The organism is Kitasatospora sp. NPDC096077, from assembly GCF_040303245.1.
In the GTDB taxonomy this organism is placed as follows: domain Bacteria; phylum Actinomycetota; class Actinomycetes; order Streptomycetales; family Streptomycetaceae; genus Kitasatospora.
The window spans coordinates 274,533-300,620 of record NZ_JBEOSV010000004.1 but is presented as its reverse complement, the minus strand read 5'-3'; the positions used below and the strand labels follow the sequence as shown (position 1 = coordinate 300,620).

Annotated in this window: 19 protein-coding genes; 3 read left to right on the top strand and 16 right to left on the bottom strand. The window is 74.8% G+C overall.

Going from position 1 to position 26,088, the window contains the following annotated elements:
- Positions 1 to 33 precede the first annotated feature (33 nt).
- From ABTZ03_RS06695 to ABTZ03_RS06655, 9 genes are all read right to left on the bottom strand, one after another.
- A complete protein-coding gene (locus tag ABTZ03_RS06695) occupies positions 34 to 1,089 on the bottom strand; it encodes an aromatic ring-hydroxylating oxygenase subunit alpha (protein ID WP_350511754.1) in 1,056 nt (351 codons plus the stop codon).
- Positions 1,090 to 1,094: 5 nt separating this feature from the next.
- Positions 1,095 to 1,949, bottom strand: a complete 855-nt coding sequence (locus tag ABTZ03_RS06690) for a methyltransferase domain-containing protein (protein ID WP_350511753.1) — start codon at positions 1,947 to 1,949, stop codon at positions 1,095 to 1,097.
- 142 nt (positions 1,950 to 2,091) lie between these two features.
- Positions 2,092 to 4,656 (bottom strand): FtsX-like permease family protein, encoded by a 2,565-nt coding sequence (locus ABTZ03_RS06685; protein ID WP_350511752.1) that lies wholly within the window; start codon positions 4,654 to 4,656, stop codon positions 2,092 to 2,094.
- On the bottom strand, positions 4,650 to 5,483 hold the full coding sequence (locus tag ABTZ03_RS06680; RefSeq protein WP_350511751.1) for an ABC transporter ATP-binding protein: 834 nt from the start codon (positions 5,481 to 5,483) through the stop codon (positions 4,650 to 4,652). The genes ABTZ03_RS06685 and ABTZ03_RS06680 overlap by 7 nt, the downstream gene beginning before the upstream one ends.
- A 98-nt stretch (positions 5,484 to 5,581) precedes the next feature.
- Positions 5,582 to 10,303, bottom strand: coding sequence for a DNA repair ATPase (locus ABTZ03_RS06675; RefSeq protein ID WP_350511750.1), 4,722 nt, complete (start codon positions 10,301 to 10,303; stop codon positions 5,582 to 5,584).
- A gap of 19 nt (positions 10,304 to 10,322) precedes the next feature.
- Positions 10,323 to 12,344, bottom strand: coding sequence for a flotillin family protein (locus ABTZ03_RS06670; protein WP_350511749.1), 2,022 nt, complete (start codon positions 12,342 to 12,344; stop codon positions 10,323 to 10,325).
- 64 nt (positions 12,345 to 12,408) lie between these two features.
- Positions 12,409 to 13,170, bottom strand: coding sequence for a hypothetical protein (locus ABTZ03_RS06665; protein ID WP_350511748.1), 762 nt, complete (start codon positions 13,168 to 13,170; stop codon positions 12,409 to 12,411).
- A gap of 229 nt (positions 13,171 to 13,399) precedes the next feature.
- Positions 13,400 to 14,527 carry a PucR family transcriptional regulator gene (locus ABTZ03_RS06660; protein WP_350511747.1) on the bottom strand — a complete coding sequence of 376 codons (1,128 nt, stop codon included), beginning with the start codon at positions 14,525 to 14,527 and terminating at the stop codon, positions 13,400 to 13,402.
- 75 nt (positions 14,528 to 14,602) lie between these two features.
- The gene (locus ABTZ03_RS06655) at positions 14,603 to 15,373 is read right to left on the bottom strand and encodes a GntR family transcriptional regulator (protein ID WP_350511746.1); all 771 of its coding nucleotides are present in this window, start codon (positions 15,371 to 15,373) and stop codon (positions 14,603 to 14,605) included.
- Between the two features lie 172 nt (positions 15,374 to 15,545).
- On the opposite strand from ABTZ03_RS06655, the gene ABTZ03_RS06650 reads away from it, so the two are divergent.
- Complete coding sequence (locus ABTZ03_RS06650; RefSeq protein WP_350511745.1) at positions 15,546 to 16,307, top strand: tyrosine-protein phosphatase; 762 nt, start codon at positions 15,546 to 15,548, stop codon at positions 16,305 to 16,307.
- A gap of 85 nt (positions 16,308 to 16,392) precedes the next feature.
- On the opposite strand, the gene ABTZ03_RS06645 is transcribed toward ABTZ03_RS06650, so the two are convergent.
- Positions 16,393 to 17,256, bottom strand: a complete 864-nt coding sequence (locus ABTZ03_RS06645; protein ID WP_350511744.1) for an ABC transporter permease — start codon at positions 17,254 to 17,256, stop codon at positions 16,393 to 16,395.
- Positions 17,253 to 18,164, bottom strand: coding sequence for an ABC transporter ATP-binding protein (locus ABTZ03_RS06640; protein WP_350511743.1), 912 nt, complete (start codon positions 18,162 to 18,164; stop codon positions 17,253 to 17,255). Before ABTZ03_RS06640 ends, ABTZ03_RS06645 begins: the two co-directional genes overlap by 4 nt.
- 134 nt (positions 18,165 to 18,298) lie before the next feature.
- Here ABTZ03_RS06640 and ABTZ03_RS06635 point away from each other — a divergent pair, with 134 nt between their 5' ends.
- Both ABTZ03_RS06635 and ABTZ03_RS06630 read left to right on the top strand, forming a co-directional pair.
- Positions 18,299 to 19,558 (top strand): sensor histidine kinase, encoded by a 1,260-nt coding sequence (locus ABTZ03_RS06635; RefSeq protein WP_350511742.1) that lies wholly within the window; start codon positions 18,299 to 18,301, stop codon positions 19,556 to 19,558.
- On the top strand, positions 19,555 to 20,208 hold the full coding sequence (locus tag ABTZ03_RS06630) for a response regulator (protein ID WP_350511741.1): 654 nt from the start codon (positions 19,555 to 19,557) through the stop codon (positions 20,206 to 20,208). Before ABTZ03_RS06635 ends, ABTZ03_RS06630 begins: the two co-directional genes overlap by 4 nt.
- A 223-nt stretch (positions 20,209 to 20,431) precedes the next feature.
- Here ABTZ03_RS06630 and ABTZ03_RS06625 read toward each other — a convergent pair whose 3' ends face one another.
- From ABTZ03_RS06625 to ABTZ03_RS06605, 5 genes are all read right to left on the bottom strand, one after another.
- Positions 20,432 to 21,541 (bottom strand): hypothetical protein, encoded by a 1,110-nt coding sequence (locus tag ABTZ03_RS06625; RefSeq protein WP_350511740.1) that lies wholly within the window; start codon positions 21,539 to 21,541, stop codon positions 20,432 to 20,434.
- Positions 21,542 to 21,922: 381 nt separating this feature from the next.
- Positions 21,923 to 22,519, bottom strand: coding sequence for a hypothetical protein (locus ABTZ03_RS06620; protein WP_350511739.1), 597 nt, complete (start codon positions 22,517 to 22,519; stop codon positions 21,923 to 21,925).
- A 207-nt stretch (positions 22,520 to 22,726) separates the two neighbouring features.
- Positions 22,727 to 23,746, bottom strand: a complete 1,020-nt coding sequence (locus tag ABTZ03_RS06615; RefSeq protein WP_350511738.1) for an N-acetylglucosamine kinase — start codon at positions 23,744 to 23,746, stop codon at positions 22,727 to 22,729.
- Between the two features lie 107 nt (positions 23,747 to 23,853).
- Positions 23,854 to 25,155, bottom strand: coding sequence for a 6-phospho-beta-glucosidase (locus ABTZ03_RS06610; RefSeq protein WP_350511737.1), 1,302 nt, complete (start codon positions 25,153 to 25,155; stop codon positions 23,854 to 23,856).
- A complete protein-coding gene (locus tag ABTZ03_RS06605) occupies positions 25,155 to 26,072 on the bottom strand; it encodes a carbohydrate ABC transporter permease (protein ID WP_350511736.1) in 918 nt (305 codons plus the stop codon). Before ABTZ03_RS06605 ends, ABTZ03_RS06610 begins: the two co-directional genes overlap by 1 nt.
- Positions 26,073 to 26,088 lie beyond the last annotated feature (16 nt).

Here is a 26,088-nt window from a genome sequence, read left to right as displayed (position 1 = left end):
GTGCACACGACTTCCCGTGCACACGGCGCCCGGCTAGTCCGACCCGGTCCGGGCGTCGTCGGCCGCCTCGACCGCGCCGTCGTCGAGGTCGAACCCCCCGACGTCGACCTGACCGGGATAGAACTGCCGCGCCCACCGCCGGAACAGCCCGATCGAGCGCTCCCCGGGCACCAGTCGCGGCCGCGCCAGGTAGCGCTTGTGCGCGATCACCGGCCGGTCCTGCCTGATGATCCGCATCGCGGCCTGCAGGGCCACCCAGGAGGCGGCCCGGTCCACGGCCTTCGCCGACCCGACCCCCGGCACCGGCACCGTGCTGGTCACCGCGACCCGCACCAGCGTGCGCCAGGGGCCGATCGGCGTCGGCAGCAGCCACACCCGCAACGCGCTGCCCAGCTCCGGCAGTTCGGCGGTCACCCGCATCATCCCCAGCCCGGCCATCGTCACCGGCTGCTCCAGGCTCACCGCGCCCAGACCGGGGAACCGGGTGGTGGTGCGCTGGTGGACGGTGAACAGCGGGCCGTCCTGCTCCGGCGGCGCGGTCTCCCGGGTGTCCAGGCCGTGCAGCACCGAGGTGTGCCGGAAGTCCACGCTGTTCTCCATCACCTCCTGCGGGTGCGAGTCCACCTCGCCCTGCCACCAGGCGAGCGGCCGCACCCCGACGGCCGGCGGCAGCTCCCAGCCGGGCGGCGCACCGTCCGGCCCGCCCCGCCAGACGAACAACGCGCCGTCCCGTTCGACCAGTCGGCGCCGGGCCAGCTCACCGCGGAACCGGGTGCCGTCCGGCGCGCCGGTGCAGGAGCCGTCCGGGGCGAAGGCGAAGCCGTGGAACGGGCAGACCAGCTCCTCGCCCCGGACCCGTCCGCCCGCGCCGAAGTGCGCGCCCAGGTGCGGGCAGTGCGGCCCGATCGCGCGCACCGAGCCCCGGGCCGTCCGGTACAGCACCACGTCCTCGCCCGTCAGCCGGGCCGTGCGCACCCGGCCGGGCGGCAGGTCGCGGGAGCGGCCGACGCAGAACCAGCCGGTCGGGTACGGCAGCGGGGCGGAGTGCGCGTCGGAGTACGCGTCGGAGCGCGCGTCGGAGTGGGGCACGGTGGTCACCTCGATGGCTTGACGGCGGTGTGAACGTACCAGCGGACGGCCTCGCGCACGGTGTACATCTCCACCGTGCTGCGGAGGTTGAGCCACTTCGCGGGATCGCCGAAGCGGCGCACCAGCTCCCAGGGCAGCCGGAAGTACACGTGCACCGCCTCCGTGGTCGGCTGGTAGTACCGCGTCGCGTCGAGCGCCTCCTCGACCTCGAAGCCGGCCGCGGTGAGCAGGTCCGGCAGGTTGCGGGCGTGGTAGATCCGCGCGCCGGGGAACACATGGGCGTCCAGGTACGGTTTGAGCACCCTCCGGGTCCGCGGCGGCAACTCCTCCAGCGGGCCGGCGCTCATCGGGCCGAGCAGGACGAGCCGCCCGCCCGGGCGCAGCACCCGGTGGAACTCGGCCAGCGCCCGGGGCGGGTCGTAGGAGTGGACCAGCGTCTCCATCGAGTACGCGCCGTCGAACTCGCCGTCCGCGAAGGGGAGATGATGGTAGTCGCCCCAGCGGAAGGCGGTCCGGTCGACTAGGGCGGCCCGGGCGTTCAGCCGACGGGCCTCGGCGAGGTGGAAGTCCAGCACGTCGACCCCGTCGACCAGCAGTCCGAAGCGGGTGGCCATCGCCCGCGCCACCACCCCGGCCCCGCAGCCCGCGTCCAGCACCCGTGCGCCCGCCGGCAGGGCGAGCTTGCGGCCCAGCACGTCCTCCAGTTGCCGCTGCGCCCGCCACAGCCGCCACTTCGACTGGCCCGGTTCCGTCCACCCCCAGTGCCGGGCGTTGCGCGCCACCAGGGTGTAGAACCGCCGGCTCCCGGCCCGCCCGTACACCCGGCGCAGCCCGGCGAGATCCAGCTCCTGAGCACCCATGCCGGACAGGCTAGGCGCGGCCCGGGGGCGAACCCGGCGGCGGCGCAGGGCGGTTGGGCCGTCGGGGCGGTTCCTCGGGTCGTCGGACCGGATGATCAGCCGCCCGCGAAAGCCCCCGGCCCCAGCCACCGCGGCGGACGGCTCAGGCCGCGCCCGCCGCGGCGCGGAGGATGCCCCGGCCGTCCCGGCCGCGGAGGGCGAGGGCCGCCGGGAGCACCGCGGCCGTCAGGGCGATGGCAGCGCAGCAGGCGGCGAGCACGCCCAGGACCGGCCAGGGCACCATCGCGGGGGTGGAGCCGACCAGGCGGGTCAGGGCGGCCCAGGAGCCGCCGACGCTGATCGCCGTGCCGAGCAGGCCCAGCAGGGTGCCGGCCGCCACGCACATCAGGGTCTCGACGGCGACGGTGCGCAGCACCTGGCCGCGGGTGGCGCCGGCCAGCCGGAGCAACGACAGCTCCTGCCGGCGGTCGCTGACGGTCATCACCAGCGAGTTGGCGAGGGCGATGGCCGCGTAGCCGATCGCCAGCCCGAGGATCATCAACAGGGCGTTCCAGGAGGCCTGTTCGGTGCTGTCGGTGGCGGCCGACCAGATCTCCTCGGGGGTGGCGAGCCGGGCGCCCAGCCCGTCCACCGCGGAGTGCAGCGCGGCGGCGGCCCGCTGCGGGTCGGTGCCCGGCAGTACCCGCAGGTCGATCCGGGTGGCCAGGGCCGGGCCGCCGACGCCGCCGGTGACCGCGTCGGTGTCGGTCACCCAGGCCTGGACGGTCTCGGCGCCGGTGCCGAGCAGGGCGGCGACCCGCAGCTCGCGCGGGGTGCCGTCGGCGAGCCGGACCGGGACCGTCCCGCCGACCTTGGGCGAACCGGGCCAGGTGCGGCTGAGTACGGCCGAGCCGGGGCCGAGGTCGGCGAGCGAGCCGGCCACCACCGGGAGGCGGTCGACCTCGGCCAGCGCCGTCGGGTCGGCCACGGCGGCGCTCAGCGGCACCAGGGCCTGGCCGGTCGGGTCGACGGACATCAGCGAGGTCGGGGTGATCACCAGCGCCCGTACCCCGGGGACGGCGCGGACCCGGTCCACCACGGCCCGGTTCAGCCCGGGCATCCCGGCCGGGGTGACCACCAGGTCGGCGGCGGACAGCTGGTGGCGGACCTCGCTGACCTGGGACCGGTTGATGGTGTCGATGCTGCCGAGCAGGCACCCGGCGAAGGCGATCACCAGCACCACCGGGGTGGTGGTCGCCGCGGTGCGCCGGAAGGCGGTCAGCGAGCTCTGCCGGGCGGTGGCCCAGACGATGCCGCCGCCCTCCTCGGCCGGCCGGCCGCGCAGCCGGGCCAGCAGCGCGGGCAGGCCGGTCAGCAGCCGGATCGCCGGGCCGGCCAGCACGGCCGCCAGCAGGACGCAGCCCGCCACGACGGGCAGCAGCAGGGCCAGCGAGTCGGCGACGTTGGCCGCGGCGTCCGGCCAGCTGCGGGCGGTCAGCACCAGGGCCGCGATCGCGCCGCCCAGCACCAGCAGGCCGCTCACCCAGCGGAAGGCCAGCGCGCCGCGCGAGCGCCGCTCCACGTCCGCCTCCGCGAGCGCCTCACCGGGGCTGATCCGTCCGGCCTTCAGCGAGGAGAGCAGCACCCCGCCGATCGCGGTGGCCAGCCCGATCGAGGCGGCGACCAGCAGCCCCCACCAGGTGACCGGGACGGTGAACTCGGCCGGCACCAGGTCGCGGTCGACCAGCCAGCGGCCGGCCGGGGCCGCCCCGGCCGCGCCGAGCGCGCACCCGGCGGCGGACGCCAGCACGCCGACCACCAGCGCCTCCCGGTGGACCAGGGCGCGCAGCTGCCGGCGGGTGGCGCCGATCAGGCGCAGCAGCGCGAGTTCACGGCGGCGCTGGGCGATCGACAGCGCGAAGGTGCCGGCCACCACGAACACGGCGGTGCCGCCGGAGACCGCGGCGGACAGCCCGAGCGGGGTCTGCACGTCGTCCAGCCGGGCGCCGACCTCGATGTGGTGCGGGTCTGCCTGGCCGCGCTCGGTGCCGGTGAGCACCCGGGCGACGCCCGCGCCGCCGGTCGCCGCGACCGCCCGGCGGACCGCGTCGGCGGGGCCGAAGGCGGCCAGCACGCCGACGGCGGGGCAGTACCGGGCGGCCTGGGCGTCGGTGAAGAAGACGGCGTGCTCGAAGGCCTCCGGCTCGGTGACGCCGGAGACGGTCGCGGTGTGCGGGCCGTCGGCGGTGACGTACCGGACGGTCCGGCCGACCTGCTCCGGGCCGCCGCCGCCGATGACGATCTGGTCGTCGGCGGCGGGGGCGGTGCCGGCGGTGAGCCGGTAGCCGCCCAGCGCGGCGGTGGACCAGGCGCGGCCGACCTGCCCGCGCGGGCCGTCCGCGAGCTGGGCGTAGAAGGTGCGGTCGGCGACGGTCGGGCCGGTCGCGGCGACGGCGCCGAGCAGGGCGGCCGGCAGGCCGGGCTGGGCGGGCACCGGGGTGGGCTGGGCGTCGCCGCCGGTCGCGGGGGTGAAGTCCACGTTCAGGTCTGCGGTGACCAGGACCGGGGCTCCGGAGAAGCGCTGGCGGGCCTGGTCGGGGACGCCGGCGGTGGCCGCGATGACCAGGATCGAGGTGGCCAGCAGGGCGACGCCGCAGGCCAGTGCGACGAAGCTGCCGACGAAGGAGGCCCAGCGGAGCCGGACGGAGGCGAGGGCGAGGGTCAGCACGCCAGGGCCTCCGGCGCGTCGGCCTCCAGCGCGTCGGCCTCCGGCGCGTCGGCCTCCGGCGCGTCGGCCTCCAGCGGACGGGCAGCCGGAGCCGGGGCCTCCAGGGCGGTCATCCGGGCGGCGACCTGCTCGGCGGTGGGCCGCTCCAGCGAGCCGGCCAGCCGGCCGTCGCGCAGGAACAGCACCCGGTCCGCGAAGGAGGCGGCGACCGGGTCGTGGGTGACCATCACCACGGCCCGGCCGGGGTCGTCGGCCGTCCCGCGCAGCAGGGCGAGCACCTCGCGGCCGCTCCGGGTGTCCAGCGCGCCGGTCGGCTCGTCGGCGAGCAGCACCGCCGGGCGGGTGAGCAGCGCCCGGGCGATCGCGACCCGCTGCTGCTGCCCGCCGGACAGTTCACCCGGCCGGTGCCCGGCCCGGTCGGCCAGTCCGACGGCGGCCAGCGCGGCGGTCACCTCGGCCGGGGCGGGGCGGCGGCCGGACAGCTTGGCCGGGAGCGCCACGTTCTGCGCCGCGGTCAGCGCGGGCAGCAGGTTGAAGGACTGGAAGACGAAGCCGATCCGCTCCCGGCGCAGGACGGTCAGCTCCTTGTCGCGCAGCCCGCCGAGGACGGTGCCGTCCACCCGCACCTCGCCGCCGTCGATCTCCTCCAGGCCGGCGGCCGCGCGCAGCAGGGTCGATTTGCCCGAGCCGGAGGGGCCCATGACGGCGGTGAAGGTGCCGAAGGGGAAACCGACGGTCACGTCGTCGAGGCCGACGACGGGTTCGGGCCCGCGCCGGTAGGTCCGGCGGACGGAGCGGAGTTCAACGGCGAAGTCCGTGGCGTTCATGGTCCCCATCCCATCGTCCGGGACGGGGGTGGCTCAATGGCCGGGGGTTCACTCCTGGGGGTGTAGCCAGCTACACCCCCGGAAGTGAACCCCCCTGGTCATCCCCGGTCCCGACGGCCGCGCTTCAGCTCCTCCCAGCGCCGCGCCTGCTCCGGGGTCAGGGTGCCGCGCAGCTCGGCCAGCTTCAGCAGCTGGGCCTCGGCGTCGGCGCCGAGCGGCTGGGCCTCGGCCCGGTAGTGGTCGGTGAGCAGGGCGTCCAGTTCCGGGCGGGTGAGCGCCGGGTCGAGGCGCTGGGCGAGTTTGGCCATGTTGCGGTAGGAACCCTGGAGCAGGAACGGCGGCTCGGTGCGGGCCCGGTCGTCCTGGGCGGCGGAGGCGAGGTAGGCGCGGTTGACGGCCAGCACGGTGGTGCGCAGGTGGAGCAGCCCGGCCAGCAGGGCGGTCATCCGCTCGACCTCGGCGGCCGGCCAGGCGCCCCGGAGCTGCCCGCCGGGGGTGCCGCTCGCGCGGGCGAGCAGGGTGTCCAGGTCGGCGCGTTCGGCGGTGGCGAGCGCGGACAGCTGGGGGTGGGCGGGCAGGGCGTTCTCGACGAAACTGAGCGCGAAGAGGTCCTCGCGGCCGGCCACGGCGTCGCCGAGGTTCCAGACGTCGGCGCGGTTGGCGAGCATGTCGGGCAGCCGGAACAGCCGCCCGGACTCGGTGTACGGGTTGGCGGCCATCACCACGGCGAAGCGCTTGCCGCGCAGGTCCCACTCGCGGGCCTCGCCGTCGTGGACGCCGTCGATCCGGCGCTGGGCGTCGCACAGCGGGATGAAGCGCTGCAGGAACTCGGGCGAGGTGTGCTGCACGTCGTCCAGGTGGAGCAGCACGTTGTCGCCCGCGTGCAGCGCGAAGGCGAGCTTCTCCAGCTCGCGCCGGGCGGTGGCGTCGGGGGCCTCGGCCGGGTCCAGCGAGGTGACCCGGTGGCCGAGCGCCGGGCCGCTGACCGAGACCAGCAGCAGGCCGAGCCGTTCGGCGAGGTACTCGACCAGGCTGGTCTTGCCGTAGCCGGGCGGGGAGACCAGCAGCAGCAGGCCGCTGCGGTCGACCGGACCGCCGGCGTCCACCGTGCCGAGCTGCTTGGCGAGGTTGTCGCCGATCAGCGGCAGGTACACCTGGTCGATCAGCCGGTTGCGGACGAAGCCGTTGAGCGACGCGGGCCGGTACTGGTCGAGCCGCAGCCGGGCGTGCTCGGCGGCCAGCAGCTCGCCGCGCAGCCGCTGGTAGGCGCGGTGTCCGGGAGCCTCGACGGCCTCGAACTCCCGTACCCGGGGCAGGAGTTCGTCCAGCCGCAGGTCGATCGCGCCGCCGCTCAGCCGGGGGTGGTCGCCGAGCAGTCCGGTCAGCCGGACGCCGACGGTGCCCTCGGCGGGGCGGCGCGGCAGGGCCGGGCAGAGCAGCACGGCGGCGGCTTCGGCGCGGTCACCCGGGTCGGCCCCGGCGGCGGCCGACTCCAGCCAGGCGGCGGCCAGTTGGCGGCGCACCGGGAGCAGCTCGGGCTCCGCGGGCAGGGCGGCCAGCGCCTCGGTCAGCCCGGCGGACTCGGGGGTCGCGCGGAACTTCTCCAGCAGGGTGGCCGCGCCCGCCGAGTGGGCGAAGGTCGGTGCGGCGACGGCGAGTTCGGCCACCAGGTAGTCGCCGGCACCGGTGGCGCCTGGGAGGAACTCCGCTACGGCCGAGGACAGTTCGGACGCCAGCGCGGTCAGGGCCGGCACCGGCCCGTACGCCTGCCGGGCCAGGCCGAGCGAGCGGGCCCGGGTGTGCCAGACCAGCCGCTGCCGCTGGTCCGTCCCGTGCGCCCAGTACAGCTGGGCCGCCGCCCGGGCCTCGGCCGGGTGCCGCAACAGCCCGGCCTCGGCGTCGAGTTCGAGCAGGGCGCGGAGCAGCAGCGCCGCGTCGTGGTCGTGCACCCCGCGCTGGTAGCCCTCGTCCGGGCGCTGTTCGACGGCCCGGCGGACGTACTCCAGCAGGTCGTCCCCGTCGGCCGGTCCCTCCTGCGCGGCGGCCGGCAGCAGGCTGGCGGCCAGGTACTCGGCGCGGTAGAGCGTGGGCGTCTCGGAGGGCAGCGGCCGGGACCAGTACCGCTCGGTGGCGGCGAAGGCCGGGTCGGTGACGGGGGAGCGGTAGTCGGTGCCGGTGAGGGTGAAGGCGGGGCGGCCGCGCCAGGGCAGCAGGGTGAGTTCCGGGCGCTGGGTGGTGACCGCGAACAGGTGGCGGCCCAGTCGCAGGGTGCCGGGACCGTCCCCGGCCAGCTCGGCGCGGTCGCGTAGGGCCCGGTGCGCCCGGCCGCGGGCGGCGCGCAGCCGTCCGGTCAGCTCCTCGGCCCGGACCCGGTCGCCGAGCTCGGTCAACTTCCCGGCGAGGTCCCGGAGTTTGACGGCGGTCGGGTCGGCGGCCAGGGCGGCGTCGATCTCGGCGGCGGTACCGAGGGCGGCGAGTCGTCGGTGCAGGGTGTCCAGGATGCGTTCGGCGGAGGCGGCCAGCCGGTCGGCGCGGCCGGCCCGTTCCTCCAGCAGGTGCTGGCGGCGGGCGGTGAGCGCGTCGTGGATCTCGGTGCGGCGTTCGGTGAGCTGTTCGCCGAGCGCCGGGTCGGCGTCGGCGAAGCGGGTCTCCAGCTGTTCGATCCGCAGCAGCAGTCGGCCGAGCCGGTCGTCGCAGGCCTCCGGGGTGTCGGCGGCGGCCAGCGCGGCGGTGACGGCCTGGGCGAGCAGCGCGGTCTCGGCCGCGAACTCGGCGGCGGCCTCCCGGGTGCGCAGCTCCCGGCGGCGTACGGTCAGCGCGGAGCGGCCCCGGTTGAGCAGTCCGAGCACGTCGGCGAGCCGGTCCAGGATCGCGGTGCGGGTGGTGGCGTCGGCCAGGTCGAGGGTGTCGACCAGCTCCGAGACGGTCTGCAGTGCCTCGCTCTGCTCGGTGAGCCGCGCGGACAGCGGCTCGGCCTCGGCGGCGGTGGTGATGGCCGCGCAGTGCTCGGCCAGTTCGGCCGCCCGGCGCCGGTGCGGCTCGAAGGCCGCGGGCTCGGCGAGCTGGCCCACCGCCCGGTCGGCGGCCTGTGTCAACCCCTCGGCGAGGTGCTCGGCGAGTTCGTCGATCCGCCGCGGGTCCGCCCGGGGCAGGTCGCGCAGCGCCTCGACCCGGCCCTGGGCCCGGCGCAGCGCGGCCAGCCGGTCGACCCACTCGGCGGCGTCGGCGAGGGTCTCCCCGCGCGCGGTGCGCAGCAGGCCCTCGACGTGCTCGGCGGTCTCCTCGGTGCGGGCCACGGCGTGCGCGGTGAGTTCGGCGATCGCCTGGTACTCGGCGATCACCTGCCGGGCGGTGTCGCGGATCTCGGCGAGCGGTGCGGCGAGGTCGCCGAGGCCGTCCTGACCGAGCCAGTGGTGCCGGTCGGTGGTGCGGGTGCAGGCGGCGAGCACGGCCCGGTGGCCGGCCGGGGTGTCGGCGCCGGCGGCGGCCAGTCGGGCCAGGGCGAGGCAGTCGGCCAGGCCGCGGACCAGGTCGGCGTTCCCGATCCGGGCCAACGGGCCGGTGCCGGGCGGCTGTTCGGCGGCGTACCGGTCGCTGGTGAACGGGCTCTGCCAGAGCTGGACGGGGTGCAGTCGGGTGGGGCCGTCCTCGGCCGGGCGCAGGGCGATCAGGGTGCCGTCGTCGAGCAGGGCGTAGCCCTGGCAGGCGAGCGGGGCGGCGGCCTCCTGGCGGACGGAGTTGTACGGCTGGAGCAGTGCCCGGCCGTCGGCGGCGGAGCGGAACTCGTACAGCACGTCCTCGCCGTTGGGCGAGTGCACGGTGCGCTCGTAGGCCAGGCCGTCCACCGGCTGGTCGAAGACGCGCACGGTGCCGTCGGCGAGGTGGCAGCCGCCGGGGAAGGCCACGCCCTGGTCGGCGGGCAGTCGCAGGCAGGCCTGGCCGAGCGCGTCGATCCGGGTGACCCGGCCGGTGGGCAGGTGGAGCACCAGGTGCCGGACGGTCTCCTCCTGGTACGGGCGCACCCGCACCAGCAGCAGGGTGCCGAGCCGGGCGTGGGCGACCTGGGCGTCGGCGAGGGTCTGCAGGGCCTCGGTGAGCGGCTCGCGGTGCAGTTCGCGGCCGTCGGGCGCGGTGAGGGTGAGTCGGCCGCCGTCCACGCCGAGGTGGACCTCCCCGGCGAGGTCGGCGCGCGGGGCGGCGCCGGGGGCGGCGGGCAGCCGGTCGTCCCGGGTGAGCGGCGTCCAGTCGAGCTGTTGGCCGTCGGCGGGGGTGTGGTCGCGTTCGCCGCGCCCGTCCTGGTAGGCGACCCGGTCGTCGTCCAGGCGCCAGCGCAGCACCCGGACGTCGGTGGCGGCCGGGCCGGTGCGGAAGACCGCGAGCAGTCGGCCGCCGACCGGACGCAGCCGTTCCAGCCGGGCGTCGCGGAAGTAGCGGCGCAGCTCGGCGAGGTCCTGGCGCAGCCGGGGGTCGGCCAGCAGCGGGCCGTCGGCGGGGGAGACGGGGGAGACGGGGGAGAGGTCATCGGCCCGGTGCAGGCTGAGCAGGTCGCCGAACTCCTCCTCCCCGGACACGACTTCGACCGGGCGGGTGCCGAGCAGCAGCTGCCCGCCGACGGCGGTGAGGTCCTGCGGCAGGCAGGACCGTTCGGTGGTGAGTCGCCCGGTGCCGGTCAGCCGGAGCTCGCCGCCGCCGAACTCCTCGACCCGGCGGGCGTTCAACGCCCGCGCACGGTCGGCGAGTTCGGCGGCGGCCCGGGCGAGCCGGTCGCGCAGGACCTCGTAGCTGCCGGCGTCGAGCCGGGTGTCGTCGAGGGCTTCCACTGTCACGTTCCTCAGCAGGTCACTTCGAGCCATTGACGGCGGCGCCGGCCAGCGCCCCGATCGGGGTCTCCGCGATCCCCAACTTCTTCGCGGACTCCAGCAGTTGCCGCAGCTGCCCGGCCTGCTCGCCACCGCCGCCGATCAGCTTCAGCAACAGTGCGGACACCGTCAGGTTCTGCACGTCCGCGCTGGACACCGAGGACAGCACCCGGGTGAGGTCCGCGGTGAAGTCGGCCCGCCCGTCCAGCCAGGGCCCGGCCAGCGTCTGAGCGGTCTGCGAGTGGCCGACGAAGGCGTCCACGCTCTTGCCGGCCGTCACCGACTGCACCAGCTTGTCGAAGAACACCGAGTCCCCGCCGACGATGTCGATCTTCGCCTTCTCCAGCCCGGTCGCGACCAGCGCGGCCTGCGCCTCGGCGATCTGCCGCTGGGCCTCCAGGGCGGCGAGCCGGACGTCCTTCTCGGCGGCCAGCCGCAGCCGGTACTCCTCGTGCCCGCGGGAGGCCTCGTCCAGCTTGGCCATCGCCGCGGCCTTCTCGGTCAGGCCCTCGGCCTCCGCCTTCAGCTTGGCGCCGACCTCCAGCGCGGCCGCCTTGGCCTTCTCGGTCTGCACCGCGGCCTCGGCCCGGCCGACCTTCTCCACCGCCGCGGCCTCCTGCTCCCGCACCTGCACCCGGGCCAGCCCCTCGGCGGCGGCCTCCGCCCGGACGCCCTCGGCGAGCTTGACCTTGGCGGCCGCGTCCAGCTCGGCGGCCTGCTGCCGGGCCTCGGCCAGCACCAGCGACTCGCGGGCCTTGTGCGCGGCGGCCTGCTCGGCGGCCTCGGCGGCCTTGATGTCCTTGACCAGCTTCTCCTGCGCCTCCGCCTCGGCCTGGATGACGACCGCCTTGCGGGTCCGCTCGGCCTCCTCGGTGGCCCGCAGGGTCTTGACGGCCTCCTCCTGCTCGGCGACGGTACGGTCCACCGCGACCCGCTCGCGGACCACGTCGGCGACCTCCCGGCGGCGCGACTCGACCTCCTTCTGCTTGGCCATCACGGCGAGTTCGGTCTCCCGCTCGCGGCCGACGACCTCCAGCAGCCGGTCCTTCTCGATCCGCTCGTTCTCCACCGCGATCACCCGTTCGCGGTTCTTCTGGGCCACCGCGACCTCGCGGGCCTGGTTCTCCCGCTGCACCCCGAGCAGCTCCTCGGTACGCAGGAAGGCGGTCTGGGCGGTGAGCCGCTCCTCCTCCTGCACCCGGGCGATCACCGCGTCCTCCTTGGCCCGCAGGGTCTCGATCTCGCGGCGCTGGCGGATCTCGGCGTCGGCCTGGCGGCGTTCGAGCTCCAGGACGGTCTCCCGGGCGTCCACGTTCTGCCGGGTGATCTCCTTCTCCTCGGTGCGCTGGTACTCGTTGGTGCGCACGTGCTCGATCGCGGTCAGCTCGGTGATCTTGCGGATGCCCTGGGCGTCCAGGATGTTGTCGGCGTCCAGCTGGCTCATCGGGGTCTGTTCCAGGTGGTCGATGGCCGCGTCCTCAAGGGTGTAGCCGTTGAGGTCGGTGCCGATGACCGCGATGATCTGGTCCCGGAACTCGTGCCGGTGGGTGTACAGATCGGTGAAGTCCAGCTGCTTGCCGACGGTCTTGAGCGCCTCGGCGAACTTGGCGGCGAAGAAGTCCTGGATCGCCTGCGGGTCGCTGGCCCGGGCGGTGCCGATCGACTGCGCCACCTTGACGACGTCCTCGACGGTCTTGTTCACCCGGACGAAGAAGGAGATCCGGATGTCCGCCCGGATGTTGTCCCGGCAGATCAGGCCGTCCCGGCCGGCCCGGTGGATCTCCACGGTCTTCGCCGTGATGTCCATCAGCTCGGCCTTGTGCAGGATCGGCAGGACGATCGCCCCGGTGAAGGTGACGTCCACCTTCTTGGTCCGGGAGACGATCAGTGCCTTGCCCTGCTCGACCTTCTGGAACAGGCGGCCCACGAACAGCAGTACGGCGAGCAGGATGAGCAGCACGACGGCGACGAGCACGCCGAAACCCACGGCGATGGTGTCCATCACGGAGTCCTTTGACGGAGATGGTGGTGCGAAGTGGTTGATGAAAAGGGGAATTGACGAGCCGTCAGGGAATGACCGGCGGGTCGAACGGCGCGACCAGGAAGTGTTCGCCGTCCGCGTCGTAGTCGTAGATCAGCGCGGTGCGGCCGGCCGTCAGGGCCGGTTCGGGCTCCGGTGCACGGACCTGCACGGTCGCGGTGGAGCCGTCCTCGGCGGTCACCTCGGCCTGCCCGAAGTCGGCCGTCACCCGGCCGGTGCGGATCACGCAGACCCGGCCGACGAAGTCCCCCCGGGTGATCGGCCGGTCCTCCGGGAACAGCCGCCGCAGCGGCCGGACGAGCAGTCGGGTGCCCGCCCAGGCGGCGACCAGCGCGACGGCGAACACGCCGCCGCGCGCCGGTGCCCCCGAGGTGAGGACGGTGCCGGCCAGGCTGACGAACCAGGCGAGCGCGACCAGCAGCGAGACCGCCACCGTCGCGGGCACCCCGCCCAGCCCCAGCGCGTCCAGCACGCCCCCGTGGTGGCCGGTGTCGTGTCCCCCGTGGGCGCCGTCCGGGGCGCCGTGGGCGCTCCCCGCGCCGGACGCCCCGTGGGCCACGCTCCCCCCGACACCGTGCCCCCCGACACCGTGTCCGACGTGACCCACCGGGCCCGGGTGCCCGGCACCCAGGTGGTGCCCGACGCCGTGCCCCCCGTGCACGGCGTCGAACCCCAGGCCGCCGATCAGCATCAGCAGCCAGTACCCGACGACCACCACCAGCGCGAAACTGAACAGTGCCGTCGGAAAGGCCAGCGCGGCCGCGAAGAAGTCCCCCGTCCCGGCCATGCTCCCCCGCCCTTCCCACGGCACCGGACATCGGCGCCGTGGAGATCATGGCAGCGCGGGCGGGCTCCGCACATTGCCAGGATCCGGCAATCTTTACGGCCTTTTGACACCCTGGTGCGCACGCCCGCGGTGACACCGCAACAGCCGGGCAACGGGACGGCCCCGGGCAGGTCACCCGGGGTTTGGGCCCGCCGGAGCGGCCCGTCGGGGCAGCCCGCCGGGGCGGGTCCTACAGCGGCTGCTCGGGCCAGTTCAGCAGTCGCGCGCCCATGGCCGCGGTCTCCAGGGTGAAGCGCTGCAGGGCGTCCGCCGGGTCGTAGCCCGTGAGTGCCTTGATCCGCTCCAGCCGGTAGCCCAGGGTGCGCACGCTCAGCCCCAGCCGGCGGGCCGCCTCCGCGTTCACGTACGCCGCCTCGGCTTGCACCGCGATGGTGTCCAGCAGCGGACGGGCCCCGCCGCGCGCCTCCGTCAACGGGCCCAGCACGCTGCGCACCAGGTCCGCCATCGCCGCCCGGTCGCGCATCAGCACCGGGAACACCAGCAGTTCCTCGGCCTTCAGCTGGCGGGCCGACAGGCCCAGCCGCTGGGCGTAGTCCAGCGCGTCCAGCGCCTCGTCGTAGCTGCGCAGCACCCCGCTCGCTCCCGAGTGCCGGCGCCCGGTGGACACCCGTAGCACCGGGCGGTAGCCGGGGCCGGGGCGCAGCGTCAGGTCCGCGAAGGCCTCCAGCACGGCGCGCTCGGAGTCCGGTGCGATGCACACCAGCCGGCCGTCCTTGCTGGCCAGCAGGACGTCCCGCTCGCCGAACCGCCCGGCCAGCTCCCGCTCCACCCGGTGCACCAGCGGATGGACGTCGGCGAACGGCTCGTCGCCCACCGCGACCGCCACCGTGTACGCGCCCGCCAGTCGCAGTCCGAACCGCTCCGCGCGCTCCGCCAGCAGGCCGAGGTCGGCGCGGCCGTGCAGCAGGTCGTCGATGAACTCCCGCCTGGCCGCCTCCTCATGACGGACCGCCAGACGCTGCGAGCGCTCGTGCCCCTCGCCCAGCGCGGCCAGCGCGGCGTCGGTGGCGGCCAGCACCGCGTCGCCCATCCGGCGCAGTTCGCCGACGCTGCCGGCGGCGGTCGCCCCGGGCAGCGTCTGCCAGGCCCGTCGGGCCGCGGTCAGACAGTGCGAGACCACCTCGCGCAGCCCGTAACCGGCCTCGGCGCACTGTTCACCGAGCCGGCGCAGCGCCTCCAGCTCGTCCCGGCGCAGCAGGCGCCCGGTGCGGGAGACGTCGGCGAGCAGGGTGAGGTACGCCTCCGCCAGTTCAGTGGGTATGTCGCACTCGTCCGTCTCGTTCACTGTGTCCTGCATCCCCCGTGCGGCCTGGAATTTCGGCGGTGAACCTTATCAGGATCCTGACGACCGGGGCCTTGCGCGCGGCGCGCGCTACCGTTCGCGGAAGTTCAGGACGAAGCGCGCGCTGCTGCCGTCGATCCGCCGCCGGACGTACAGTGCCGGGCTGCCGTCCGGGGTGCAGCTGACCCCCTCGCGGACCAGCAGCGGGGTGCCCGGCGGGACGCCCAGCAGTTCGGCGTCGGCCAGGTCCGCGCCGATCGCGCCGAAGGCCCGCCAGTCGTACTCCAGCTCCACCCCGCCCGCCCGGGCCAGCTCCCGCACCAGGTTCCCGGCGTGGCCGGGCCGCACCAGCTCGGTGGGCAGCGGGCCGAACGGCACCCAGTAGCTGCACGCCGCCCGGGCCCGCCCGCCGAGCCGGAGCACCGAGTCCAGCCGGAACAGCTCGTCCGGCGCCCGGCCGAGCTGGCGGGCCGCCTCCTCGTCCTCCGCCGAGCCGGTCACCGGCGGGGCGGCCACCACGAACTCGCCGTCGCCCCGCCCGCCCTCCGGCAGCGCGGTGTGCACGCTGCCCAGGTCGAAGCGCTGACTGCGCGGGTCCACCGCGATCGAGACCCGGACGGCGGGCGGGCGCACGAAGGTGCCCACGCCCCGGCGGATCTCCACCGCCGCCGCCCGCTCCAGCTCGGCGACCGCCTGCCGCACGGTCAGCCGGTTCACGCCGAACTCGGCGCTCAGCTCCGGCTCGCTCGGCAGCCGGGCGCCCGCCGGGTAGCCGCCGGCGTCGATCCGCTCCTGGAGCTGCCGGGCCAGCCGCCGGTACAGCGGGACGTTCGGGGGAGTGCCCGGGGGGTTCGTTGCCACGCACCCGATCCTACGAACCGGACGGCCGCTTCTCCGGCTCGCCGTGGCGGGCCGACGGCGGTGGGATGGAAGGGCGTCCCGAACCCGGCGGGGGATTGGACATCTAGACGTCTAGATGTCCTACTGGACGTCCTGCTCGCCCCGCGTGCGGCTCCATCCGAAAGGCCTCCCCATGTCCCTGGTCAACTTCCGCGACGCCGCCGTCCTCAGCGACCCCGAGGGCCTGCGGATCCGCTCCGGCGTGCTGTACCGCTCCGCCCAGCCCTACCCGGCCGCCGACGAGGCCGTCGTCGCCCAGCTGCGCGCCTGCGACATCCGCACCGTCGTCGACCTGCGCGACCCCCGTGAGACCCGGCCCACCGACTGGGCCGCCGCCGAGGCCGCCGGGATAGCCGTGGTCGCCGCCCCGGTGAACCCGGCCACCGACGCCCTCACCGCCCACATGGCGACCATGACCACCGCCGCCGACCTCGGCGAGTTCTACCTGCTGCTGGCCGAATCCGCCCCCGAGGCCGTCGCCGCCGCCGTGGAGGCCGCCGCCCGCCCCGGCGCCGTCCTGCTCCACTGCGCCGCCGGCAAGGACCGCACCGGCCTGCTCACCGCCCTGCTGCTCGACCTGCTCGGCGTCCCCACCGAGGCCATCGTGGCCGACTACGCCCGCACCGCCGACGCCCTCCCGCAGATCTTCGCCAACCTCGCCGAACGCCACCGCACCGCCCTCAACGACCAGGGCGAAACCCGCGTCACCGACTCCGACGGCCGCCGGCTCACCATCCCCGCCCCGCTGCTCCAGGCCCCCGGCGAGGCCATGTCCGTCTTCCTCACCCACATCCGCACCCGCCACGGCGGCGCCGCCGCCTTCCTCCCCACCTGCGGCGTCCCCGCCACCACCCTCGGCGCCTTCCGCGCCAAGGCCGCCGTCCCGGCCGCCTGAGCGGCGCGCCCCGGCTGGTTCCCGGGACTGAGCCCATCCCGGTTCCGGCCCCGACGGCAGCCCCGGGCGTCCGCCCCGGTGGGCCTCAGACGTCCCGGCGGCGGACCACGACCACCGTCACCGCGACCGCGACGGCCGCCCACACCCCCATGGTGATCCAGGAGTCCAGCACGCTCGGCGCCCACTTGCTGGTGGTGGTCGAGGAGTCGGGGTTGTAGGTGAGCCGGCCGACGGTGGACAGCGGCAGGTGGCTGCCGATCTCGTGCAGCCAGCGGTAGCGGTCGCCGCCGAACATCAGCGGCAGGATGAAGAACAGCAGCACCAGGGACACGATCGAGGCGGTGGCGTGCCGCAGCAGCGCGCCCAGGGCCATCCCGATCAGCGCGCAGACCGGCACGATCGCCGCGTAGGCCAGGACGGCCCGCAGGCTGACCCCCTCGGTGATGGAGAGCCCGACGTGCCGGGAGGCCAGCATCGCGTTGGTGGCGAAGAAGGACACCGCCGACACCACGGCCCCGGCCAGCGCGGTGATCCCGCCGATCAGCAGCACCTTGGCGGCGATCACCCCGCGCCGGTCGGGCACCGCGGCGAAGGTGGTGCGGATCAGGCCGGTGGTGTACTCGCCGAACACGGTGATCGCCCCGAGGCTGCCGGCCGCGATCGCCGTCAGGTAGCAGGCGATGTCGCCGAGGCCGTGGTACAGCGGGTCGTACCGGAACGGCGGGAAGCCGGGCAGCCGCGCGGGCGGATGGTCGATGTACGTCAGGTCGCTGTGCACGGCGTTGATGTTGACGACGATGGCCACCAGCGAGGCCAGCGCCAGCACCCAGTAGGTCGACCGCAGCGAGCGCAGTTTGATCCACTCGGCGGCGAGCAGGTCGGTGAACCGGGGCGCCGGTTCGACGGCCGCCCGGGCGGCCTCGGGGCGGACCAGGGTCATGGTGCTCATCGGGCTTCTCCAGCCGCGTACTCGACGCTGTGGGCGGTCAGGGACATGAACGCGGACTCCAGGGAGGAGGTCCGGGCGGCCAGCTCGTGCAGCACCAGGCCGTGCCGCAGGGCGAGTTCGCCGATCCGCGCGGCAGGCAGCCCGGTGACGACGCCGAACTGCGGCTCGACCACCTCGACTTCGGCGCCCTCGACCCGCAACACCTCGGCCAGAGGAGCCAGTTCGGGTGTCCGTACGGCCACGCTCGACTCCGCGTGCCGGGCCGAGAAGGCGGCCAGGCTCTCGTCGGCGATCAGCCGGCCGCGGCCGATCACGATCAGCCGGTCGGCGGTGTGCTCCATCTCGGCCATCATGTGGCTGGAGACGAAGACCGTCCGTCCCTCGTCGGCGAGCCGGCGGAACAGTCCGCGGACCCAGAGCACGCCCTCCGGGTCGAGCCCGTTCAGCGGTTCGTCGAAGAGCAGTACGGGCGGGTCGCCGAGCAGGGCGCCGGCGATGCCCAGGCGCTGCTTCATGCCCAGCGAGTAGCCGCCGATCCGCCGCCCGGCGGCCTTGCCGAGGCCGACCTCGGCGAGCGCCTCGTCCACCCGGGAGAGCGGGATCCGGTTGCTCCGGGCCAGCGCCGACAGGTGGGCCCGGGCGCTGCGTCCGCCGTGCACGTCGCCCGCGTCCAGCAGGGCGCCGACGTGCCGCAGGCCGCGCGGCCGGCCGGCGAAGGGCACCCCGTCGACGGTGACGCCGCCCTCGGTGGGGGTGTTGAGGCCCAGGATCATCCGCAGGGTGGTGGACTTGCCGGCGCCGTTGGGGCCGAGGAAGCCGGTGACGGTGCCCGGCCGGACGGTGCAGGTCAACTGGTCGACGGCCGTAGTGGCGCCGTACCGCTTGGTCAGTCGCTCGATCTCGATCACGGGGACAACGGTGCCGGTCGGGGCCGTGCGCGGGCATCGGGCGCCGGGCCACAACCGGGGGCCGCCACCCCCGCCCTCGGGATTACGCCCGCGGGCCGATGCTCCGTCCGACCGGCCGCCGCTACCATCGCGTCATGATCACCGAACCCCGCCCGCCCCTGCTCAGGCGCCTGCCCGCGGGCGTGTGGGTGGCGGCGTTCTGGACGGCCATCGTGGTGTTCCGGTTCTTCACCCGCGTGAACGAGTTGCACCACCTCTTCGACTACCAGGGCAACACCGAGGACATGCCCCTGGTGGTCACCGCCCTGGTCACCACCCTGGTCGCCTTCCTGCTGGTCCGGCTGCCGCTGGCGGCCGTCGCGGTGGCGCTCGCGGGCGGCGTCTTCTCGCTCGGGATGTGGACCCAGCCGGCCACCGCGCCGGTGCAGTTCCTGATCGCCGAGGCGGTGGTCGGCCACTGCGTGGCCACCCGCTCCCGGCTGCTCTCCACGCTCGCGGTGGCGATGCCGCTGGCCGTGCTCGCCACCCTGTACGCCTGGGGCGCCGTCAACGGCTACCCGGTGAGCCCGTACGCCTACCTGGGCCTCGCCGCCACCGTGCTGATCGCCTGGCTGATCGGCAACACCGTCCGCCAGGGCCGGGCCCACGCCGAGGCCCTGCGCGGCCGCGCCGCGGAGCAGGCGGTCACCGCCGAACGGCTGCGCATCGCCCGCGAGTTGCACGACATGGTGGCGCACAACATCGGCATCATCGCGATCCAGGCGGGCATGGGCAGCCGGGTCATGGCCACCCAGCCCGCCGAGACCCGCAACGCGCTGGACGCCATCGAGGCCACCAGCCGGGAGACCCTGGCCGGGCTGCGCCGGATGCTCGGCGCGCTGCGGCAGGGCGAGGGGGAGTCCGCCCCGCTCGAAGTCGCGCCCGGGGTAGAGGAGTTGGACCGGCTGGTGGAGCGGACGGCCGGTGCCGGGGTGCGGGTCGCGCTGACCCGCGGCGGCGAGGTCCGGCCGCTGCCGGCCGAGGTGGACCTCGCCGCCTACCGGATCGTCCAGGAGTCCGTCACCAACGTGGTCAAGCACTCCGGCACCCGCGACTGCCGCGTCACCGTCGAGTACGGTGCCGAGCGACTCGCCGTCACCGTCGTGGACCTGGGCGCCGGTACGCCGACCGCCACCCCCGGCACCGGCTACGGGCTGGCCGGGATGCGCGAGCGGGTCGCCCTGCTGCACGGTGAGTTCAGCGCCGGCCCGCGCCCGGGGGGCGGCTTCCGGGTCGCCGCCCTGCTGCCGATCCCGGCAGCACCGGATGCGGCACCGGATGCGGCACCGACCGCACCAGCCGTCGCGGAAACCGCCGCGCCGGCCGACCAGACCCCCCTGGAGGTGGGACCGTGATCCGCGTCGTCCTGGTCGACGACCAGCCGCTCATCCGCACCGGTCTGCGGGTGCTCATCGCCGACGCCCCCGATCTGGAGGTGGTCGGCGAGGCCGGCAACGGCGCCGAGGCCGTCGACCTGGTCACCCGGCTGCGCCCGGACGTCGCCGTGATGGACATCCGGATGCCTGGCATGGACGGCATCGAGGCGACCCGCCGGATCCTCGCCGACCCGGACCTGCCCACCCACGTGCTCGTCCTCACCACCTTCGACGACGACTACGTGTACGGCGCGCTGCGTGCCGGGGCGAGCGGCTTCCTGGTCAAGGACCTCGCCCTGGAGACCATCCTGGACGGCGTCCGGGTGGTCGCCGCCGGGGACGCCCTGCTCGCCCCCGGCATCACCCGCCGGCTGATCGGCGAGTTCGCCGCCCGGCCGGACGCCGCGGCCCGGCCGCGCAGGTCCGCCGAGGGCATCACCGAGCGCGAGCGCGAGGTGCTCACCCTGGTCGGCCGCGGCCTGTCCAACGCCGAGATCGCCGAGCAGCTCACCATCAGCGTGGCCACCGCCAAGGCGCACGTGGCCCGGCTGTTCACCAAGCTGGACGCCCGCGACCGGGTCCACCTGGTCATCCACGCCTACGGGTTCGGCCTGGTCGCCCCGTCCTGAGGAATCCGGGACAGCGAACCCGGAGCAGCGAGCCCGGAGCAGCGAACCCGGGGCAGCGGACCCGGGACAGCGCGAAGTGCCGGAGCGGGACAGCGCGAAGCGCCGGGGCGGGCCCGCACAGCCCGCCCCGGCGCCTGTTCCCGTACCGGATCCTCGGGGCACGAGACCCCTCTGTCCCCTCGGATCCGCCGGATCATTCAGCCCCTGAACCGCCCCACGCCGCTCAGGGAACGATCGCGTGCGAGATCTGGCAGCCGCTGACCGCGTTCGACCAGGTGCCCTGCATCGCGAACGAGCCGGTCGCGAAGGCCACGTTCTGCGAGCCGCCGGTGCCGCCGACGCCCTTCCAGGCGCACTTGTCGGCGTTCTCGGCGCCGGTCGAGTCGGTCCAACCACCGGCCGGGTTCTGGTCGGTGACGGTCTCCGCGTACTCGTGGCCGAACACCATGGTCACGCCGTCCAGCAGACCCGCGGTGCCGCTGTTGACGTAGTTCTGGCCGCAGGACGAGCCCATGTCGGTCACGTACGGGTCGTTGCTGAACGCCACGTCGCCGTACGGCGAGCTGGCCGCGCCGCCGCTCAGCGTGGTGTCGCCGTTCCAGTCGTGCCAGGCGCAGAAGTTGCCGCCGGTGGTGTTGAAGCCGTCCGGGTGGGTCCCGGTCGGCGAGAGCACCACGTACTGGACGTTGCGGTTGGCGGCCGCGGTGGTGTTGCCGAAGTGCCCGGCGGCCTTGATCGCCTCGTTGGCGATCTGGTTGCCGGTGGCCTGGGCCGGGGCGGCGGCCGAGGTGTCCACCCAGACGCCGGCCAGCGCGCCGCCGGTCGGGTAGCCGACGTGCGCGGCGGTGGAGCCGCAGCTGGTGGCGCCCTTGGCGACGCCCTCGCAGTACTGGGTCATGACGCCGGACCAGGTCTCGTTGTTGGTGCCGAGGCCCTTGTACAGCTGCTGCGCCCGGACGGCCTCGCCGGACGGGTCGCCGGACAGCGTGGTGTAGCCGTTGGCGTCGGTGCCCGCGGTGCCCCACTGGGAGCCCCAGATCACCACGTAGACCTTCGGTGCGCCGGTGGTGACGCCGATGCCGTCGACGGCGCCGCCGTACTTCAGGTTGCTGGTGCGGGTCGCGGCCGCGGAGGCGGCGTTGGCGTGCTCGGCGCCCTCCCGGGTGGGGACGGTGCCGTGCCGGTACGGGTGGGAGTTCCCGGCGAACTCGCTGCCCGGCTGGACCGCCTGGGCGGACGGGGCGGCGGCGAACCCGGTGGCGGCCAGTGCCAGCGCGCTCAGCCCGGTCAGGGCCCGGACTCGCGCCCGGCGGGAGGTGGGGGACATGCCCATCGTGAGGGTTCCTCTCTCATGCCGACCGCGCACCGGGTAGGGCGCGGCGGCACCGTGGGGGACGAACATGGAGAAACGCGGAGAAAACGACGACGGCAAGCCGGGCTTCACCGACCGTTCGTCATGAACGGTCAGGGAAGCGGGGATGGGGGACCGGTTTCACCGTCGAGCCGGAAGCAAAGCACCGGGGCTGAAACCGGGTCAACGAGGCCACGAGTAAGACCCGCCCCAAGGGCGGCCCCGGAAAACGTATCGAAAGTCAAAAACCCGCAGCTGACGGACCGTTGATGCGCGTAGCGAAGCGGAACCTCAACAGTTGAAAGCGGCTTCTACACCGTATGTCGGGCCGCTCGGCCGCCCCCGGGGCCATCGGCCGCCCGCTCAGGCCGCCGGCTCCGAGATCTCCGCGATCCGGATGATCCGCCCGTGCGAGTCCAGCACCACGTCGTAGGCGTTGCCGAAGCAGGCGTACGGGTCGGCCGGATCGCGTTCCGCGAGGCAGTCGTTGAGGTGGGTGACCAGTTCGTCCAGCTGGACGGGCTTGGCCGGATCCGCGTTCGGCCGGTCGACCAGGGTGGCGTCGACCCCGGCGGCGGCGAAGGCGTAGTGGACGGGCGTGCCGGTGGCCTCGTAGTGCGGCGGGGTGCAACTGTGCCGGGCGGGCTGGGCGGTGAGTTCGGCGGGGCCGGCCGAGACCACGATCATCACCTGGTGGCCGGGGAGCGGTTCCGGCGCGGTGCACTCCGGGGCGGGCGACTCCGGGGCGGCGATGGTGCCGGCCGCGGGGTAGGCCCCGTCGTCGTCGACGAAGTCGTCGTCGTCCAGCAGCGGGTCGTCCGCGCCCTCGTCGGCGAGGGCCGCGGCCGAGGAGGCGGCGGCCACCGTCGGGCGGGAGTCCGCCGGGGTGCAGCCGGTGAGTGCGGCGGCGGCCGTTCCGGTCAGCAGGACGGCGGCGAGGAGGATACGGGGCACGGCCATGGCACAAGTCTCCCCCGGGTTGCACTGGTGGTCGGCACCCGGGTACACGTCCGCCGGGCGCACAACGGTTCCCGCCCCCGCCGGATGTGCGGATCCGGCGGGGGCGGGAGGTCTCGGGGAGCGGGTCGGAGCCGGGAGTGGTCCGGAACCTGGGGCGGTCCGGAGCCGGAGGCGGTCCGGAACCAGGGGCGGTCCGGAGCCGGGGCGTCAGACCGCGACGGGCCGCTGCGCCTCGTACGCCTCGCGCACCCGGGCCTGCACCACGGCGTCCACGCCCAGGTGGTCGAGCCCGAGCAGCGCCGCGCCCAGCACCGGCGGTGCGACGACCACCCGCGGTTCGGCCAGCGGTGCGGCCTTCGCCAGCCGCGCCGTCACGTTGTCGAGCAGCAGCGGCTGCCGGGAGGCGAGCACCCCGCCGCCGAGCACCACCGGGGTCGGCGCGTCCAGCAGGTCCAGTCGGCCGAGCGCGACCACGGCGAGCCGGACGATCTCGTCGGCCTGCCGGTCGATGAGTTCCAGGGCGGTCGCGTCCCCCTGGTTCGCGGCCGCGAACAGCACCCGGACGATCTCGTGCAGCCGGGTGTTCGGCAGGTGCCCGAGGTGGACGGCCTCGGCGACCGCCCCGGCGCTGGGCAGCCCGAAGTGTTCGGCGATGGCCCGGGCGAGCCGGGTCGGCCCGCCCCGGCCGTCCTCGGCGCGTACGGCGTGCCACATGCTGGTGATGGCGAGCCCGGAGCCGCCGCCCCAGTCGCCGGTGAGTTCGCCGAGCGCCGGGAAGCGGGCGGTGCGCCCGTCCGGCAGCAGTCCGACGCAGTTGATGCCGGCGCCGCAGACCACCGCGACCCCGCGCGGCCCGTCGGTGCCGGCCCGCAGCAGGCCGAAGGTGTCGTTGACGACGGTGTTGCTGACGCCCCACGGGTGCGATTCGAGGGCGGTGCGCAGCGCCTCCTCCTCCACCGGGAGGTCGGCGTTGGCCAGGCAGGCGCTGACGTGGTCGGTGAGCACCCCGGTCCAGCCGGGGTGGCCGGCCGCCGCGGCGGCCTGTTCGACCAGCGGGGCGAGGCCGGCCACGGCGGCGGCGCCGCCGATCCGCTGGGGTGCGAAGCCGCCGCCGCGGGCGGTGCCGAGGACGGTGCCGTCGGCGCCGATCAGGGCGACGTCGGTCTTGGAGTTGCCCGCGTCGATGGCGAGGACGCCGGGCAGGAGTGGTTCGGGCTGGTGGGTCATCAGGTCCCCGCGGCTCGTACGTGGCCCGGCCGTAGCCCCGGCCGGGGTGATCGGTGTCTCCTCGCCGCCGGACCCCTGCTCGGGCGGGGGTCCGGCGCGGTGGGCGCTCAGGCCCAGGCGAGGTGCTCGCGGTTGTGGGCGAGCAGCCGGTCGGTGAGCCGGTCGGCGGTGTCGAGCTGGCCGACCAGCGGGTGGGCGAGCAGGGCGTCGAAGACCCGGTCGCGTCCGCCGCGAAGGGCGGCGTCGAGCGCGAGGTGCTCGTACGAGGTGACGGCGGCGATCAGGCCGGCGAACAGCGGCTCGACCGGCTGCTGCGGCAGCGGCCGCACGCCGGCGGCGTCGACCTCGGCGGGCACCTCGATGACGGCGTCGTCCGGCAGGAAGGGCAGCACCCCGTCGTTGCGGGTGTTGACCACCTGGACGGTGGTCCGGCCGTCGGTCCCGAGCAGCGAGGCGATCAGCTGGACGGCGGCCTCCGAGTAGAAGGCCCCGCCGCGCTTGCCCAGCAGCTCGGGCTTGGTGTCCAGGGCGGGGTCGGCGTACAGCTCCAGCAGCTGGCGCTCGATCTCGGCGACCTGGGCGGCCCGCGAGCCCTGGACCTTGAGCTCCTCGACCACCGCGTCGTGCTGGTAGAAGTACCGCAGGTAGTACGAGGGCACCACGCCGAGCCGCTGCACGAAGGCCTGCGGCAGGTGGAGGTCGTCGGCGATCTCCTTGCCGTGCGAGGCGAGCAGTTCCGGCAGCACCTCCCGTCCGCCGGTGGCGCCGGGCGCGTCCAGCAGGGTCACCCCGCGTTCCCAGGTCAGGTGGTTGAGCCCGACGTGGTCGAGTCGCACCAGCTCCGGGTCGACCCCGAGGTGGGCCGCGAACTTGCGCTGGAAGCCGATCGCGACGTTGCACAGCCCGACGGCCTTGTGGCCGGCGGTCTGCAGGGCCCGGGTGACGATGCCGACCGGGTTGGTGAAGTCGACGATCCAGGCGTCCGGGTTGGTGCGGCGGACCTGTTCGGCGATGTCCAGCACCACCGGGACGGTGCGCAGCGCCTTGGCGAGCCCGCCGGCGCCGGTGGTCTCCTGGCCGACGCAGCCGCACTCCAGCGGCCAGGTCTCGTCCTGGTTGCGCGCGGCCTGGCCGCCGACCCGCAGTTGGAGCAGCACGGCGTCGGCGTCGGCGACGCCCGCCACCAGGTCGGTGGTGGTGGTCACCGCGGCCGGGTGCCCCTGCTTGGCGAAGATCCGCCGGGCGAGGCCGCCGATCAGCTCCAGCCGCTCTGCGGCCGGGTCGATCAGCACCAGTTCGCCGATCGGCAGGGTGTCGCGCAGCCGGGCGAAGCCGTCGATCAGCTCCGGGGTGTACGTCGAACCGCCGCCGACGATGGCCAGCTTGAGACCGGAAACAACAGCGGACATCAGCCCTTGACCCCTGTCAGTGTCACGCCTTCGATGAAGGCCTTCTGTGCGAAGAAGAAGAGGATGATCACCGGGGCCATCACCAGCAGGGTGGCGGCCATGGTGAGGTTCCAGTTGGTGTGGTGGGCGGCCTTGAACGACTCCAAGCCGTAACTGAGCGTCCAGGCATCGTGGTTGTTGCTGGCGTAGATCTGCGGGCCGAAGTAGTCGTTCCAGCAGTAGAAGAACTGGAACAGGGCGACGGCGGCGATGGCCGGCTTGGCCATCGGCAGGACGACGCGCAGCAGGGTGCGCAGGTCGCCGCAGCCGTCGATCCGGGCGGCCTCGATGTACTCCTTGGGGATGGTCATCAGGAACTGGCGCAGCAGGAAGATCGAGAACGCGTCGCCGAAGGCCATCGGGATGATCAGCGGCCACAGCGAGCCGTCCATGCCCAGCTGCTTGGCCCAGAACAGGTACATCGGGATGACGGTGACCTGCGGGGGCAGCATCATCATCGCGATGACCGCCATCAGCGCCAGGTTGCGGCCGCGGAAGCGGAACTTGGCGAGCGCGTAGGCGACCGGCAGGCTGGAGACGATGGTGAGCAGGGTGCCGGCGCCGGCGTACACCAGGGTGTTGCGCCACCAGGTGAGGAAGCCGGGGGTGTCCCACACCTGGGTGTAGTTGCCCCAGTTCCAGGAGGTCGGCCAGTAGTCGGTGGTGAGCGCCTGCTGGTCGTTCATCACCGAGGTCAGGAAGACGAAGACGAAGGGCAGCAGGAAGAACAGCGCGGCGGCGATGGCCAGCGAGTGCACGGCGACCCAGTTGAGCAGGGCGCGGCGCCGGGCGGCCCGGGCGGCGGCGGTGCCGGTGGCGGTGCGGACCGGCGGCTCACCAGGCCTGATCGTGGGCGTGGGGGTGGAGCTGAGAGTCATGTCGGAGTCCTCATCC